This is a genomic window from Flavobacterium soyae, from assembly GCF_045348165.1.
GTDB classification, from domain to species: Bacteria; Bacteroidota; Bacteroidia; order Flavobacteriales; family Flavobacteriaceae; genus Flavobacterium; species Flavobacterium soyae.
Genome location: NZ_CP150845.1, coordinates 2,883,538 through 2,900,713, shown reverse-complemented (window position 1 = coordinate 2,900,713; position 17,176 = coordinate 2,883,538). Strand labels below are relative to the sequence as shown.

At 33.4% G+C, this 17,176-nt stretch carries 9 protein-coding genes; 1 reads left to right on the top strand and 8 read right to left on the bottom strand.

The window, feature by feature from the left end:
- Positions 1 to 8 precede the first annotated feature (8 nt).
- The 3 genes from AABD74_RS12400 to AABD74_RS12390 form a co-directional block, all read right to left on the bottom strand.
- Complete coding sequence (locus tag AABD74_RS12400; protein ID WP_232681462.1) at positions 9 to 1,508, bottom strand: RagB/SusD family nutrient uptake outer membrane protein; 1,500 nt, start codon at positions 1,506 to 1,508, stop codon at positions 9 to 11.
- 11 nt (positions 1,509 to 1,519) lie between these two features.
- Entirely contained in the window at positions 1,520 to 4,558 is a 3,039-nt protein-coding gene (locus AABD74_RS12395; protein WP_406843066.1) for a SusC/RagA family TonB-linked outer membrane protein, read from the bottom strand.
- 241 nt (positions 4,559 to 4,799) lie between these two features.
- The gene (locus tag AABD74_RS12390; RefSeq protein ID WP_311202629.1) at positions 4,800 to 7,601 is read right to left on the bottom strand and encodes a triple tyrosine motif-containing protein; all 2,802 of its coding nucleotides are present in this window, start codon (positions 7,599 to 7,601) and stop codon (positions 4,800 to 4,802) included.
- Between the two features lie 246 nt (positions 7,602 to 7,847).
- Here AABD74_RS12390 and uvrA point away from each other — a divergent pair, with 246 nt between their 5' ends.
- Entirely contained in the window at positions 7,848 to 10,643 is a 2,796-nt protein-coding gene (uvrA, locus tag AABD74_RS12385) for an excinuclease ABC subunit UvrA (protein ID WP_406843065.1), read from the top strand.
- A 94-nt stretch (positions 10,644 to 10,737) separates the two neighbouring features.
- Here the strand turns inward: uvrA and AABD74_RS12380 are convergent, their stop codons facing one another.
- The 5 genes from AABD74_RS12380 to AABD74_RS12360 all read right to left on the bottom strand — a co-directional run bounded on the left by AABD74_RS12380 (position 10,738) and on the right by AABD74_RS12360 (position 17,132).
- On the bottom strand, positions 10,738 to 11,037 hold the full coding sequence (locus AABD74_RS12380; protein WP_053473773.1) for a hypothetical protein: 300 nt from the start codon (positions 11,035 to 11,037) through the stop codon (positions 10,738 to 10,740).
- Positions 11,038 to 11,376: 339 nt separating this feature from the next.
- Positions 11,377 to 12,846 carry a polysaccharide biosynthesis C-terminal domain-containing protein gene (locus AABD74_RS12375; protein WP_406843064.1) on the bottom strand — a complete coding sequence of 490 codons (1,470 nt, stop codon included), beginning with the start codon at positions 12,844 to 12,846 and terminating at the stop codon, positions 11,377 to 11,379.
- A 77-nt stretch (positions 12,847 to 12,923) separates the two neighbouring features.
- Positions 12,924 to 14,207, bottom strand: a complete 1,284-nt coding sequence (locus tag AABD74_RS12370) for a glycosyltransferase family 4 protein (protein WP_232681458.1) — start codon at positions 14,205 to 14,207, stop codon at positions 12,924 to 12,926.
- Between the two features lie 150 nt (positions 14,208 to 14,357).
- On the bottom strand, positions 14,358 to 16,793 hold the full coding sequence (locus AABD74_RS12365) for a YfhO family protein (protein WP_406843063.1): 2,436 nt from the start codon (positions 16,791 to 16,793) through the stop codon (positions 14,358 to 14,360).
- Between the two features lie 51 nt (positions 16,794 to 16,844).
- Positions 16,845 to 17,132, bottom strand: a complete 288-nt coding sequence (locus tag AABD74_RS12360) for a DUF4834 family protein (RefSeq protein WP_044048302.1) — start codon at positions 17,130 to 17,132, stop codon at positions 16,845 to 16,847.
- Between the last annotated feature and the right edge of the window lie 44 nt (positions 17,133 to 17,176).

Here is a 17,176-nt window from a genome sequence, read left to right as displayed (position 1 = left end):
GTATTTTTTTAATATCCAGGATTTTGAGACCAGTTTCCGTTTGCGAATTGAATTTCTTCTATTGGAAGCGGAAATAATTCGTTTTTATTTGCTGAAAATCCAGGGATTGTTCCAGCAGCTTTACCGGTTCTTACTAAATCAAAGAAACGATGTCCTTCTCCAAAAAGTTCTACTCTTCTTTCTGCCCAGATAAAATCTGTAAGAGCAGCTCCAGAAGCCGTTACATTATGGTTATTATCTCCAAATGCACGCTGTCTAACAAGGTTTAAATAGGTTCTTGCTTTTCCGTCGTCAATTCCGCCTCTGTTGTAAGCTTCTGCAGCCATTAAAAGAACGTCTGCATAACGAATTGATCTATAATTATTTGGATTTGTTAAATTCAAATCTCCCTGTGCATTTGCGCTTCTTTTTCTTGGAAGATATTTTCTGTTAAAGAAACCTGTGTCTTCATTTCCTTTTCCGTAGCTGACTCCTTTTCCGTTATCATAATTAGCATTTGCAGCGGCAAAAGCAGCGATGTCTAAAATGGCCGCATCTTTGCGTCTGTCTCCTACTTCAAATGCATCTGCACCTTCCTGAGTTGGCACATTAAAACTAAATCCTGAAGAGAAAAGCGGTCCTGAAAAATTTCTAACGCCGCTAAAACCTACAGCTACATTACCTTCACTACATTGCAAACATCCAAATCCTGCACCTTCAGTATCTGTATATTGTACTTCAAAAACAGACTCTGCTCCGTTTTCTCCGTCCATTTCAAATATTGAATTATAATCTGTTACTAAAGAATATTTTCCTGAAGTAATTACAGATTCTAGTACTGCAGCAGCCTGAGTAAATTTATTTTGATATAAGTATGCTTTTCCTAATAATGCCTGAGCTGCAGTTTTTGTTGCACGGCCTTTTTGAGAAGCATTTGGTGCTAAATTAGCCGATGCGAAAATTAAATCAGCTTCGATTGAAGCATACACTTCCTGAACTGATGAACGCGGTATCGTTTTTTCATCACCAATTTTAAATCTCGCATCGCCTTTCATTGGTATACCGCCAAACCATTTTACTAATTCAAACTGGTAATATGCTCTAAGAAAACGAGCTTCGGCAATAACCTGGGTTTTCTCCGGAAAATCTGTTTTATCCTGAAATTCAAGAATATAGTTAGCTCTTTGAACTCCTGCAAACATCCAGTTCCAGATATCTCTTAAATTGCTGTTTACCGGCGTGTGTATCATATCATCAATCTGCTGGAACCCGATAACGTCTGTTGGGCTTTCTCCTCCTGCCAATGTATTATCTGAAGCAATTTCTCCTAATAAAACATTTACATAAGAAGCCTGAAGCAAATCGTAAGCTGCAATCAAAGCCTGATCGTAATCTGCTTTTGAATTAAAATAGTTTTCAGAATCTATAGAATATTCTGGAGTTGGGTCTACAAACTCATCCGAACATGAAATACTTATGGTCGAAAACAGAGCAAGAGTTATAACGGTTGTAAAGAAATACTTTTTCATTTTAATTGAAATTAAAAATTAATGTTTAGCCCCATTAAATAGGTTCTCGGAATTGGGTAGAATCCGTAATCGATCCCTCCGCCAATTGGCGCTCCACTTGAAGCTCCCGGATCAAAACCTTTGTATTTAGTAAATGTGTACAGGTTATTTACTCCTGCATAAAGTCTCAATTTTGTGATTCCTGCTTTCTGAGCTACACTTGGGGCAAGAGAATATCCTAACTGAATATTCTGAATTCTAAAGTAAGAAGCATCTTCTACAAAATACTCAGAGAAAACATTGTTTGCTGTTGCACCTGTTGTAACTCTTGGAGTTGAATTTGTTGAGCCTTCGCCTGTCCATCTGTCTAAAACATAATTTAAGCGATTTGCATCAGAAAGTGTTCTTTCGTAGTTGCGAACCATATCGTTTCCTACAGAAGCAAATGTATAAACTGCAAAATCTAAGTTCTTATAGTTTAACTGAAGATTGAAACCCATTGTAGCATCAGGAATTGGATCTCCAATGTTGGTTTTATCTTTTGTATCAATTACACCATCGCCATTTACATCAACAAAACGAAGATCACCCGGTGCTGCGTTTGCTCCTAAAGCCAATTGTGATGGGTGTGCATCAACTTCTGCCTGGTTTTGGAAAATTCCGTCAGTTTTATATCCATAGAAATAACCCAATGGTTTACCTATTTCCATACGTGCAGGAGCCGGCTGTCCTACTCCAAAAGCTCCACCTTCAATAAACCCTGTACCATTATTTACTTCTAGTACTTCATTTTTAAGGAACGTTACATTGTAACCTACGCTAAATGAAAATGCATCTGAGAATTTATCTTTATAATCAATTGCAAATTCAAAACCTTTATTTCTAACAGATCCTGCATTTAAAGTTGGAGCACTTGCCCCCGGAGCACCTGTACCGTTGATTCCTGAAACCGGAATATTCGGGATTAATAAATCTTTTCTGGTATCGATGAAATAATCGGCAACAATGAAAACTTTATCGTTTAAAACTTTTAAATCCAGACCAACATCAAATTTTTCTGCTTCTTCCCATTTTAAGTCCGGGTTTGGCACTTGTCCTGTTGCTGTTCCGTTTACTAAAGAGCCATCAAAAACATAAGTTGCTTCTCCACTTAAAAGTCCTAAATAACCGTAATTCGGGATTTGGTCATTTCCTAATGTTCCGTAGCTGGCTCTTAACTTTAAGAAACTAATTGCTTTTGGCTGTCCGAAGAATCCTTCTTCAGAAACTACCCAGCCCCCCGTAACCGATGGAAAATAACCTACTTTATTTCCTGGTCCAAATTTGGTAGAAGAATCACGGCGAATCATCCCAGACAATAAATATTTCTTTTTATAATCATATTGAAGTCTTCCAAAATAAGATAATCTTCTTTGATCGTAAACGTATGAACTGTTTGTCAACGTTTCTGAAACTCCTTTTGTTAAAGAAATATCTGCAAATTCCCAAGAGTTATTAGGTACATCAAATCCAGTTGCAAAAAGTCCGTTACCCCATTCTTTAAAAATAGTTGTACCTATTGTTCCTGTAATATTATGAGATTCTGCAATTTGTGCAGTGTAATTACCAAAAAGATCAAATGAATAGTTGTTATCATTTACAGCTCCCTGGGTTACAGAACTTCTTTGAACATCAAATACTTTTCCGCCATAACTGATTTGTTTTGCAAAAGTTTTTGATTCGCTGTTTGAAGTATTAAAACCTATTGAACTTGAAAGTGTAAATCCTTTAAAAATTTTATAATCTAAACCAAAGTTTCCGTTTAATTTTTTATAGTTATAATCATTATAAGTATTTGCAATCTGAGCAAGCGGATTTATAATTTCAGTTCCTAATCCTGTTGTACTCGGCACCAAAGTAAATTGTCCATTTGCATCATAAGGTTTTAACGTTGCAGGAACGTTAAGTGCATTGAACAATACAGAACCAAGTCCGTTTTCGTTTAATGTTCTTCTTGTGAAATATGTATAAATAACATTGGTTTTTAATTTGAATTTATCGCTTAAATCAGCACTCAAACCGAGTCTTGCCGTGTTTCTTAAAAAACCAGATTTATCTCCGCCAACAATTCCTTCCTGATCTAAATGCGATCCGCTGATAGAATATGTGATTTTGTCTGAACCTCCGGTAATTGTTAAATCATTATTAATGATAGGTGCTCCTTTTTGAAAAACTTCTTTCTGCCAGTCTGTACCCGATCCTAAACCAGAAACATTAGGATAAGGAAGCGGTCGTCCTCCATTTGCATAACTTTCATTTAATAAAAGTGCATATTCTGTAGCGTTTAGAGTTGGTAATTTTCTGGATGTTTCCTGAAATCCTGCATAGCTGTTAAACGAAACTTTTGTTTTAGAATTCTTTTTACCCATTTTGGTTGTTACCAAAATGATTCCGTTTGCTCCAATTGTTCCATAAATTGCCGCCTGGGCATCTTTTAAAACCGTTATTGTTTCAATATCGTTCGGATTCAAAAGTCCTAAATCTCCAACATAGCCATCAATGATAGCTGTTGGTGCATTTTGTCCGTTTGTAGCAATACCACGAATACGAATATCCAGCGGCGCTCCCGGCGCTCCTGACTGTGTTGTTACGTTTACACCAGAAATTGTTCCCTGCAAAGCCTGCTCAATACGGACAGGTTTTAAAACATCGAGTGTTTTACTGTCTACAACAGATACTGCTCCGGTAACTTCTCTTTTTTTCTGGCTGCCGTAACCAATAACAACGACTTCTTCAAGTGATTTAGCATCGTCGGCCATTTTTACAGTCATTTTAGTCCCCGAAACCACAACTTCTTGTGTTCTGTAACCTATATAACTGAAGACAACTGAAGATCCTTTTGGAACTCCTGATAACTTAAAAGATCCGTCAAAATCTGTGGTTGTGTTTTGAGACGAACTTTTAACTTTTACATTAACGCCAGGCAATGCTAATCCCGACCCATCTACTACCGTACCGTTTACATCTATAGACTGCGCAAACGCAAAAGATGTACACAGTGATAGTACAATTAGTAATAATTTAGATTTCATAATTAGTTAGTTTTTATTGAAAGCTAAATTTATCTGTTCCATTTATGAAAACAACAAATTTAACCTCAACAAAAAACATACATCATAAAAAAACAAATAGTAAATTCAGGATATCACAAAATAAACCGCCGTATAACTATAATTTACGAATGTTAATTTCTTTAACATTTTCACTGCAATTTCCTAATAAATGCATAATGTTGTGGTAATGTATAGTTTTTTTGAGCTGTTTTTTGAAATACTATACAGCCAAAATATATTCTACTAAACCGATTTCGTGCTGCAAATCCATTTTTTTACGCAAACGATATCTTTTTATTTCAACACTTCGAACAGAAATATTAAACATTGGCGCAATTTCTTTTGATGAAAGGTTCAGTCGAAGATAAGCACATAAACGAAGATCGTTTGGCGTTAAGACAGGATGCATTTGTTTGATACGTTTTAAGAAATCTTTATCGGCGCTGTCAAAAGCTTCTTTAAATACGTTCCAGGAATCTTCTTCGGTGATATTTTTATTAATCGTACTAATTACAGATTTGATATTTGAACTGTCATTTTGAGCAGTTTTCTTTAAATCTTCTTTAATGAAGGCTAATAATTCGTTTTTACTGTTTAAACTCATTGTCGAAACCGCCAGTTCACGATTTTTATTATCAACGTCCTGCGAAAGCTGTTCGTTTCGAAGTTTCATTAGCTGCTGTTCGTTTTCAAGTTCCTGAATCTCCAGTAAAAGGTTATTTTCTTCGATAAGTTTTTCTTTCTGTTTTTGATAATAATTTCGATATGCTTTATTAATGAAATATGCCATTGCCAAAACCAAAAGAAAATAAACAAAACAAGCTAAATTGGTCAAATACCAAGGCTTTAAAACTATAAATGTATATACGGCAGTATTTTGCAGAATTGTATTGGCATATTTAGCCCTTACTCTAAAAGTGTATTTTCCCGGCGAAAGGTTTTTAAAATTTACAGTCGCCTTTGTACTCCACTCGCTCCAGTCGTCCTGAAAACCTTCTAATAAATATTGATATTCAGAATTAATGTATTTATTATATTCCGGAACGGTGTAATTAAGTGTAATGTTATTTTCATCAGAATCAAAACTGCCTTCTCTTTGAATACCAACATTTTTAAACGTTTCATTTTGCTTGTTTATCAATATATCTGTAATAAAAACATCATAGTTTTTAAAACTTAAATCATCAATATTTAATGTATAATAACCATCTGTCGTACCTATTAAATAAGTTGATTTTGAAATTTGGGTAATATTTTCATAACCCAGCATCGAATTGGTTAAAGAGGATGGAATAGGAATTATATTCTGCTTTAATTGATTGCTCAATTTACTGGCAGAGAAATAATGAATGTAGTTTTTAGAAAACAACCAGATTTTATTCGAATGATCTACAATTAATTTACCCGATGTATATTCGTCTTTTTCAAAAATCGAACTCAAAACAGCATCTTTTTCGAACTGTTTTGTTTTAGGATTTAATTTAAAAATCCCTCCTTTGTAAGCATAATAAATCGAATTATTAAATGTGGTTAAACTGGCACTGATTCCTTTTTCGGGAGATTTGTAGGTATAAAAATCATGTGTTTTTAAAAGCCCTTTATCGAGTTTTAATCTAAAAATCCCTTTGTATTCATGGCTTACATAAACATCAAGATTTTTTGTGATTTCAAAATACCGCGATGAATAATCAAAACCCTGAATTTTGTTTTTAAAAACCCACTGATTATTTACTTTCTCTAAAACCGAAAGTCCGTAATAATTTCCCTGAATTAATTGGTTTTTATTTGTTGGAACTGGTTCAAGCTTCCAGGTTCCGGAACCCGAAAATATATTTTTTGCCGAATCATTTTTCACCACAAAAGTTCCCGAATCGTGTCCGCAAAAAAGTGCATTATCATACATAAACAGCGACCAAACCTGACCTTTTGTTCCATTTATAAATTTAAATTCAGCATTACTCTGCATGGGTTTACAAAACAATCCCTGATTTGTTCCAATGTAAAGCATTCCGTTAAAAACAGCCGACGCATAAACGGTTCCTAAAACCCCTGTATCGTCTGTAAAACTATGTACCGGCGATTGAATATTGATGCAGTTGATTCCGTTATCCAATCCAACCCATAAATTTTGATCTTTATCTTCAAAAAGCGACAAAGCTGTATTATTGCTCAAACCTTTACTTTGTGTAAGATGATATTTTAGTTTTCCATTATCCGATAAAATAAAAACTCCGTTTGAAACTGTTCCCAAAGCAAAACTGCCATCCTGAAGACGCTGGCTGCTGTATACGAAACTTGATTTTAATTCCGCATCTATATCTGTAGCAGCTCTGGTTAGAGAATTTCCTGTCAGTTTGTAAATTCCGTCCAACTGTGTTTGAATCAACAAACCATCATCTGTCGTAAAAACATTCGCAATTGTAAATTTCTTTAAAATCGGATTATCTGAAACTAATTTTGCTCTTCCGCTTTCAAATTCAAAAAGCCCTTCTTTAATGGTTTGGAAATAAATAGCATTTTTTGCAGCAAATGATTTTATAACACCATTTTTTGGTGCGATGATATTAAATTTTCTGGTTTTAGTATCGTAAATATAAATTCGGTTTAAAGATTGAAACAGAATCCATTGATCGTATTTTAAGATGTTCCAAAACTGTTCATCATCTAAAATTTTACTTTTAATTTTATCGCTGAGTGATGTGTATTTTAGTTTGCCGTTTTCATTTCTGGTCCAATAACCAAAATTCATATAACTGCCTGTATATACTTTATTCCCAATCACTTTTACAGATCGAATAATAGTTTCATTTGGTCCTGGGTACAATTGCCAGCTTGTTCCGTTATATTCTAAAAGGCCATCGTTATTAGCGAAGTATAAATAATTTTCATCGTCCTGCGAAATCATCCAGCTCTGATTTCCTGCTCCGTAAACAGATGAAGAATATTTTACAATTGGTGGAAGTTCCTGCGAGAACAGCAAGAAATTCATCAAAAACAACAAAATAAATAGTTTAGTTTTCAAATTTGGTCAGGATATTAAATAATACTAAAACAGTTCTAAAATAGCATATTTTAGAGTGAAACAATAATTTTTAGTAAAATAAAAGATTTTGCATAATAGACTATGTTTTCACCCTGGGAGACAGATTGTGATAATATCTTGCGTTTTGATCAAAATGAAACACCTCAATTCTGTTAAGATTTGGGACAATATCCTTAACAAAACTCTATTCAAAATTGATTACTTTTGTAAAAATTGACTTTTTTTATGCAAATTGATCTTTCTACACTCGACCCGAAGCAAAATATTATAATAAAAGGCGCACAGGTACATAATTTAAAAAATGTAGATGTTGCCATTCCGAGAAACAAACTTGTAGTAATTACAGGGCTTTCGGGATCAGGGAAATCAAGTTTAGCTTTTGATACTTTATATGCCGAAGGGCAGCGCCGATATGTTGAAAGTTTATCATCATACGCGCGTCAGTTTTTAGGGCGTTTAGACAAACCGAAAGTAGAATACATAAAAGGAATTGCGCCTGCAATTGCAATTGAGCAGAAAGTAAATACAACAAATGCTCGTTCGACTGTAGGAACTTCTACCGAAATCTACGATTATATTAAACTTTTATTTGCCAGAATTGGAAGAACATATTCGCCAGTTTCTGGTCAGGAAGTCAAAAAAAATACCGTTACAGATGTCGTTTCTGATGTAAAAACACTTGAAATCGACAGTCGATGGCTTTTGCTCGCTCCTATTCATTTAGAAGAAGGCCGTCAGCTTGAAGATAAACTTAAAATACTTTTGCAGCAAGGTTTTGCCCGTATTTTAGTCGATAACGAAATGGTTCGTTTAGATGAATTTACCCCAACAGAACTACATAAACTGGATAATAAAGATATTTTATTAATCATTGACCGTATTGTAGTTAAGGAAGAAGAAGAGTTTTACAATCGCCTTTCTGATGCCGTACAGACTGCCTTTTTTGAAGGAAAAGGAATTTGTTACCTTCAGGAAGCAGGTTCAGAAAAAAGATTTTCTTATTCTAACAATTTCGAATTAGACGGAATTACATTCTTGGAACCAAACGTACATTTATTTAGTTTTAATAATCCATACGGAGCTTGTCCGGTTTGCGAAGGCTACGGAAATATTATTGGAATTGATACTGATTTGGTTGTGCCGAATACTTCATTATCCGTTTTCCAAAGTGCGATTTATCCTTGGCGCGGCGAAAGTATGAGCTGGTATAAAGATGAATTAGTAAAACATGCTTATAAATTCGATTTCCCAATTCATAAACCTTATTTTGAACTTTCAGAAGATCAAAAAGACTTAATCTGGAAAGGAAATCAATATTTTCAGGGTTTGAACGATTTCTTTAAAGAACTTGAAGAAAAAAATTATAAAATACAAAATCGTGTCATGCTTTCGCGTTACCGCGGTAAAACGAAATGCCACGCCTGTCGTGGAAAACGTTTACGCGAAGAAGCTTCATATGTAAAAGTCAATGGAAAAACGGTTTCAGATTTAGTCGATCTTCCGATTAGACATTTGGTTACTTTCTTTAAAAATATCGAATTGAATGTTTACGAACAGCAAATTGCCAAACGTTTGATGGTTGAGATTAATAATCGTTTGTCCTTTTTGACAGAAGTTGGTTTAGATTATCTAACATTAAACCGAAATTCAGCTACACTTTCCGGAGGAGAATCGCAGCGTATTAATCTTGCTACTTCATTAGGAAGCAGTTTGGTTGGTTCGATGTATATTCTGGACGAACCAAGTATTGGTCTTCACCCAAAAGATTCAGAACGATTGATTAAGGTTTTACTTTCTCTTCGTGATTTAGGAAATACGGTTATCGTAGTAGAACACGACGAAGATATCATGAAAGCTGCCGATATGATTATTGATATTGGCCCAGAAGCCGGAACTTTTGGAGGAAAACTAGTGGCACAGGGAACTTATGCAGAAATTTTAAAATCAGATTCGCTTACTTCGAAATACCTGAATGGCGATTTAGAAATTTCTGTTCCAAAGAAAAGACGAAAATTTAAAAACCATATTGATATTATTGGTGCCAGAGAAAATAACCTTAAAAATATTAATGTTACTTTTCCTCTTGATGTTTTAACCGTTGTGACAGGAGTTTCAGGAAGCGGAAAAAGTACACTGATTAAGAAAATTTTATTTCCTGCCATGCAGAAAAAACTGGAAAATGCTGCTGAAAAAGCGGGGCAGTTCAGTGAAATATCAGGTTCTTTTTCTCAGATCAAACATATTGAATATGTTGACCAAAATCCAATTGGAAGAAGTTCGAGATCAAATCCTGTAACATACATTAAAGCTTATGATGACATTCGTGATTTGTATGCGAAAGAAAAGTTATCGAAAATAAGAGGATATCAGGCTAAACATTTTTCTTTTAATGTTGATGGAGGCCGCTGCGAAACTTGTAAAGGAGAAGGCTCAATAAATGTTGAAATGGTTTTTATGGCCGATGTTTCGCTGCCTTGTGAAACCTGCGGCGGAAAACGATTTAAAAAAGAGATTCTCGAAGTTACTTTTGATAATCAAAACATCAACGATGTTCTAACCATGACAATTGATGATGCAATTGCTTTTTTCGAAAAAAATAAGCAGACTAAAATCACTCAAAAACTACAGCCACTGCAAGATGTTGGTTTAGGATATGTTCAATTAGGACAATCGTCCTCTACTCTTTCCGGTGGTGAAGCCCAGCGTATTAAATTGGCCTCATTTTTAGTAAAAGGAGCAACAAAAGATAAAGCTTTGTTTGTTTTTGATGAACCTACAACAGGATTGCATTTTCATGATATTAAAAAATTATTGGCCTCATTTGATGCCTTAATCGAAAAAGGACATTCGATAATTGTAATTGAGCACAACTTAGATTTAATAAAATGTGCAGACTGGATTTTAGATCTAGGCCCTGAAGGCGGTGAAAATGGGGGACATTTATTAGCCGCAGGAACACCCGAAGATGTTGTTAAAATCAAGGAATCTGTTACAGGAATTTATTTAAAAGATAAATTATAAACTATAACAGCATTACTATAAAAAAAGTTAGCCATAAATTACATTCATTAAGATGATTGTAATTTATGGCTAAACTATTTTAAACTGAAAATATTTATGCTACTAAACATTTTTCTTCAAAAGGAAAACCATCTTCGTCAATGGCGACTAATACCTTTTTTTGTTTGGAAGCCTCTAATGTTAGATACAGCCATGCAAATGACCATAATCCGAGGGTTAAACAAAAAATCATGAAATTTAAACTGTGGTTAACTACTTTTCCTCCTTTAGAAAGAACTGCAAAAAGTAATTCATCATTTCTCTCTTCTAATGTAAATCCATTATGAACTTTGTTCGATATCATATTGGAAAACACCTGTACACTTTGTTCTTGACTTAGCTTATTGCTTTTCATAATCATTTGTTTGGGTTTGTCTACATGTGATACTTAAATTTAACAATTTGGGATAGCTATTTAATTTAAAAAAAACATTAAGACACCGCTTTTATTGCCTTTATGCAAATATTATTCATACTATCAATGAAAGAGATGTAATAAAAATCTACATAAAATTAATTGTAATAAATTGAATTACAAAATAAATCGAGCGAATTTTTTAAGATTTCCTTCACATTTTCAATATGTTATATAAAAACAAAGCTTTTATTTTGGATAATGAAAAAAATGCACATTTAAATAATCAAGTTAGAAATTCAGCAATATTAAATCTCGTGATATTACTAGCAAAAATTCTTAAATTTTGACTCCGATCTTTCTTAGCATATTATCAATAACTTTATTAATATCCGGGGAGATATTAAATTTATAGTTTAGATAAACATATAGAATTGTTACCAAAATTGATTTTAAGGCAATGCTGATAAGCTGGAAAAATGGAAATTCCCAAAAATAGAAAACAAGAAACAATACAAATGTAAGCAGTATTGAGGAAAGCGTTTCTTTTGTAAAAGGATATAAATGAAGTTTCTTTACAACGAAAAGCAGCTTCGCTAAACTGTATAATGTAATGGATAATAAAGTTGCAAAAGCTGATCCGAAAATTCCCAAAATTGGAATGAAAATCATATTTAAAATTATCGTTAGAACAACCAGCATTAATCCTAAATACAATACCATTCGGTAATATTTAGTATTGAAAATAATCGCATTGTTGTTTCCTAAAATTAAATCAAAATATTTAGACAAACCAATCATAAATACAACTTCAATACCGCCGCTGTATTCTTTTGGAACCAATTCGTACAATTGATTAATATTTACAAATATGCAGAGCATAACAAAACCGCCAACCATTTGTAAATTTATTGAGGTCTTTTTATAAAGTAAATTCAACTCATCATGCTTGTTTTCGTGCATTAATTTTGCCGTAATTGGATACACGATTTGATGCATCGCACGACTTGGAACTGAAATCACCAAAGCGATATAAGTTGCAACCGAATAATACGCGATATTTTCGATTTTCATATATTGGTTCAGCATCAGTTTGTCGCCATCTAAAAGCAAATTAGCAACACTTCCCGAAAGAATAATATAAAAAGTATATTCCATTACACTTTTCACATTTTCAGGAATGGTAATCTGGAAGTTTGGTTTTTTAATATAAAACGCATAAAACATCGTTACAATAAATGCCAAAAAATAAATCGCCGCAGTTACATAAACAAATTGTACCAATGAAATCCAGCCAAAATAAAGACCAATTAAAGCAGCGGTAGAAAGTAATCTTAAACCCACTTCTTTAATGAAATTCCCAAAAACCGAATGCATGTGAACTCTCGCCCAGGCATAAAAGATTTCAAAATATGCCATACAAATTCCGATAAAAGGAATTAAAAGCATAAACTCTTTTACTACAGGATTTTCTTTAGAAACAAAATCTGTAATATCATCATAAAAGAAAATACCAATAAGCCCTAACGGAATACACATTAAAATAGGAAATAAGGCCGTAAATGACAAGAACTGTTCCCGTTCTTCTTCTGTTTTGTACTGAGAGTAAAACTTAACCAGTGTATTTTGCATTCCAATAGCAAACAAAGGCATAATAACATTTGCCGCAGATGTAATATAATTTGTTAATGCATAATAAGTTGCCCCTAAAAAAACAGGATATAAATAAAGCGTATTAATGGCTCCAATTGCAAAGCCTATATATGTTATTATAGTGTTTTTAAAAGACTGGTTTAAGACAATACCCATTTTTTGATTGCAGAGTTTAGATTGTAGAGTTTAGATTTTTGATTTTCTGCTCTCCTTTTGTTTTTGAAATTGTTATTTTAATTGATCAATTGTACTAATTGCTTAGTAAGGTTTTTTCGTGAATATTGCTGTAAACCAACACCATTAGCTTGTAATTTTCCTTCCAAAAATTGATTATAAAAGTCCAAAATTACACTTTTTAACTTCGCTTTTTCTGAATAATCAAAAAATACACCTGTATTGGTTTCTTTTATAATATCGGCAAAATCAGACCCTTGTGGTCCAATGGCAATAATTGGACGATTAGAGACCATATATTCAAACAATTTCCCCGGAATAATACTTTTAGTGTCTTCAGAATTTATTTCGATTAAAAGTAAAACCTGAGACTTTTTTTGGTGAGCAATAGCTTCATTATGCGAAACATATCCTAACAGGTTTAAATAATCGTTTAGTTTAAATTCCTCAATAGAATCTAAAACTTCCTGACTTACGGCACCAATTAATTTAATTTCTAAATGCGTTTTAAAATCTGGAATTTCCTGAAGTAATTCAACCAGACATTCCCATAAAAATTTTGGGTTTCTGTCTGATAAAAATGATCCAATATGAGCAAGCGTAAACTTAGTATCTAGCGTTTGTTTCTCAACATTCTCAATATCGTAACCATTTGTAATTACTGAAATTGGTTTATTCGTAATTGCCTGAAATTCGGCTTTTGTAGTTTTACTAGTTACAATTATGGTATCAGCAGAGTTGAGAACTTTATGTTCTAAACTTTTATGTTTTTTAGCTGCATAACTGGATAAACGTAACGCTTTATGATAACCAATCGTTGTCCACGGATCACGAAAATCTGCAAACCATTTTACATTTAGTTTTTCTTTTAATTCTAGACCAATTAAATGCAAACTGTGCGGCGGTCCCGACGTTACAATTGTATCAATATTATTTTCTTTGATGTATTTTTCAAGATAGGAAACAGAAGGTTTTACCCAAAAAACCCTCGCATCTGGAATAAATAAATTGCCGCGTACCCAAAGAAAAGCTTTGTCTAAAAAAGTCTGCTTTTTTTTATGCGGAAAAATTCCCGAACTGATTTTCTTGGTTTTGTTTTTTGAGAAAACAGAAGCTAACTGGTAAGGTTCCCAAATTTTGTTTTTAAGAACAATTACTTTATCAGATATTTCACTTACCAAACCTTCGTCAATAATTGGGTAAGTTGGATTTTCTGGAACATAAACAATGGGCTGAACACCAAAGTCTGGCAGATATTTTACAAATTTCAGCCAGCGCTGTACTCCCGGTCCACCAGCTGGAGGAAAGTAATAGGTTATAATTAAGAGCTTTTTTTGTTCCAAGGAAAATCGGTTTATTATTTTAAAGTGCAAATTTAGAGCTTATTACCGACTTTGCGAAACTCGGTGAGATCTTTGTGAATCTTTGCGAAATAACATTTCACAAAGCCACACAAAATATCGCAAAGATTCACAAAGCAAGACTGAGACTAATTACTGAGACTGCTTACTAAATTTCTTTCTTTCGAAATAAATACCTCCAATTAAAAGCACAAACATTCCAATTGAACTTATAAGGTTAATTGTACCACCTGTTTTAATAACCTGTGGTTCGAACTTAAATTCGATAGTATGTTTTCCACCAGGAATTTCCATTGCTCTTAAAACATAATCAACTGGGAAATGATCTGTCAATTTTCCGTCGATATAAGCATTCCAGCCATTTTTATAATAGATTTCAGAGAAAACAGCTAAACCATCTTTTCCATTATCTGATTGGTATTTGATATAGTTTGGTTTGTATTGAACTACTTTTATTGTTCCAGTTGTATCCCATTGTTTCTTCATTCTGGCATTTTGAAATTTACTTTCATGCTCATGAACGTTAAAAACCGCCACTTTCTTAGTATCAATATGATCTAAAGCTTTCATGACATCATCTGGTTTATTTACAAGTTTAACTGCACTTACAAACCAGGCATTTCCATTCGCATCAGGATTTAAGGTCGGAATTTGATTTCCATCTTTATCAATTTGAATTACATACTTAACGTTTAACATATTAAGTACTTCCAGATTATTTTTAGCGATTTGGTAATCGTACAATTGCTGCATTCTTCTTGGTCGTACTGCACTATAACCTCCGATAGTTTTATGAAAATACGAAGATCTTCCCTGCAATTGTCCTTGTAAATCAAATACACGATAAATTGAAGTATCTTTTAAAATCTGAGTATCGGCTGGTGTTTCCTGAAATGGAGCTGCGATCTGAACAGGGCTTACAAAATCTTTTGCCGAAACGTATTTTTTATCTACAAAAAACAAGTCAAAAATCATTAAAACTGCAACAATAATTAATGCTGTACTTTGAGAAAATTTATTCTTAATAAATAACCAAAGAACTCCAAAAGTTACAACTATAAAAAATCCTGAACGAAGTAAATCTGCAGAATATAAAGACATTCTGTCTTCTTTTAATACATCTATAAATTCCGCACCATAACTTTCTAGGTAATATTTATCACTCATTCCTGTAAAATGAAAGAAGCCTTTTGCAAATACCAAAATCAATAAAACTCCAAGTCCGAAAACAGTAGTTTGAATTAAAGCTTTTTGCTGTAATTTAGGTTCATCTTTCGCTTTAAAAAATGATTGTAATCCCATAACTGCAAGTACTGGGAAACATAATTCTAAAATAACTTGAATAGACGATACTGCTCGAAACTTATCGTACATTGGAACATATTCAATAAAGAAATCAGTCAGAAGCGAAAAGTTTTTACCCCAAGAAAGCACTAATGTAAATAATGCACCTGAAAGGAAAACATATTTAATTTTTCTATCATCTATAAAAAGTGCCAAAACAGCTAAAAAGAAAACTACAACTCCAACATAAGCAGGAGCTGAAACTATAGGTTGATCTCCCCAATAAGTTGGCATACCTGACACAAAATCTAAAGCTTGACTTTCAGGAACACCTTTCTCAATCATAAAAGAGTACATACGACTATCTGTACCAACATTTTCATGACTTGAACCTCCAAAAATCCTTGGAGCAATTAAATTCAAACTTTCAGCAATTCCATAACTATATTCAGTAATATAATCAGTTGTCATTGAAGCCGTTGTTTCATTTTTAGAACCGTCAGGATTAAAAGTCAACTCACTTTTATCACGAATACTATATTTTGCATATTCGCTTGTTGCTAATAAATTTCCTGCATTAGCTCCAATTGCAAAAATTCCGGCTGCAGCCAAAGTTCCAATGGCAATTAAAAGCGGTTTGTATTCTTTATCTTTTATAAAAGTAAAGGCAAAATAACCTGAAAGTATCAATAAGAAAATCAATAAATAATAGGTCATTTGAAAGTGGTTCGCATTAACCTCTAACGCCACCGCAAACATGGTGAGTAATCCTCCCCAAATATATTTTTTTTGAAAAACGAGTATAAATCCAGCAATAACTAACGGCATATAAGCAATTGCATGTGCTTTTGCATTATGTCCAACGCCAAGAATGATAATTAAATAAGTAGAAAAACCAAACGCAATAGCGCCGATAAAAGCTTTTAAAGGATCTGTTTTTAAAACCAATAACAAACCATAAAACCCTAAGAAGTATAGAAATAAATAATCAGCCGGACGTGGTAAAAAGCGTAAAACATCATCTATTTTACCCACAAAATCGTTTGGATAATTTGCTCCTAACTGATAAGTAGGCATTCCGCCAAAAGCAGAATTTGTCCAATAAGGCTCTGCATGTTCTGCTGCTCTAAAGTCATTTTGCTCTTTGGCCATTCCGGTATATTGAGCAATATCTGACTGGAAAATTTGTTTTCCCTGCAGAACAGGATAAAAGTAAATTAAGGAAACGAGAATAAAGCCCAGGACTACAAGGGCGTGCGGATAGAATTTATTTACTATTTTCAATTTTGGCTGGTTTGGTTAAATGATGAATCCTAAATACTAAAGGATACAAACTTAGTCTATTTCTTCGTAATCAACATAATCGCCTACCTTTTTGGTTTCACGAGGTTTTTTGGCATTAGCGGTATTAATGATTATTTCGTCATTATTGTTATTACGGGTTTGCTGCCAGGAATTATCCTGACTGTATTGTTGTTGTCTTTGAAAATTTTCTCCTGCTTTTTCAACCGCTTTTTTTACCAATACCGGCAAAAAGATTCGGGCTAAAAATTTAAAAATATAATAAAACGCAATAATCCACATTATCGTTTTAAACAAATTTGTAAAAGATGCTTCTTGCATGATCGTATAATTTTTTTCCAAAATTAGTAAATCCGTTGTTTAAA

What these genes read in the sequence shown, in the direction of transcription:
- AABD74_RS12360 (WP_044048302.1), bottom strand. Translation starts at nt 17,132, where the DNA reads ATGCAAGAAGCATCTTTTACAAATTTGTTTAAAACGATAATGTGGATT.
- AABD74_RS12375 (WP_406843064.1), bottom strand. Translation starts at nt 12,846, where the DNA reads ATGGGTATTGTCTTAAACCAGTCTTTTAAAAACACTATAATAACATAT.
- uvrA (WP_406843065.1), top strand. Translation starts at nt 7,848, where the DNA reads ATGCAAATTGATCTTTCTACACTCGACCCGAAGCAAAATATTATAATA.
- AABD74_RS12380 (WP_053473773.1), bottom strand. Translation starts at nt 11,037, where the DNA reads ATGAAAAGCAATAAGCTAAGTCAAGAACAAAGTGTACAGGTGTTTTCC.
- AABD74_RS12395 (WP_406843066.1), bottom strand. Translation starts at nt 4,558, where the DNA reads ATGAAATCTAAATTATTACTAATTGTACTATCACTGTGTACATCTTTT.
- AABD74_RS12400 (WP_232681462.1), bottom strand. Translation starts at nt 1,508, where the DNA reads ATGAAAAAGTATTTCTTTACAACCGTTATAACTCTTGCTCTGTTTTCG.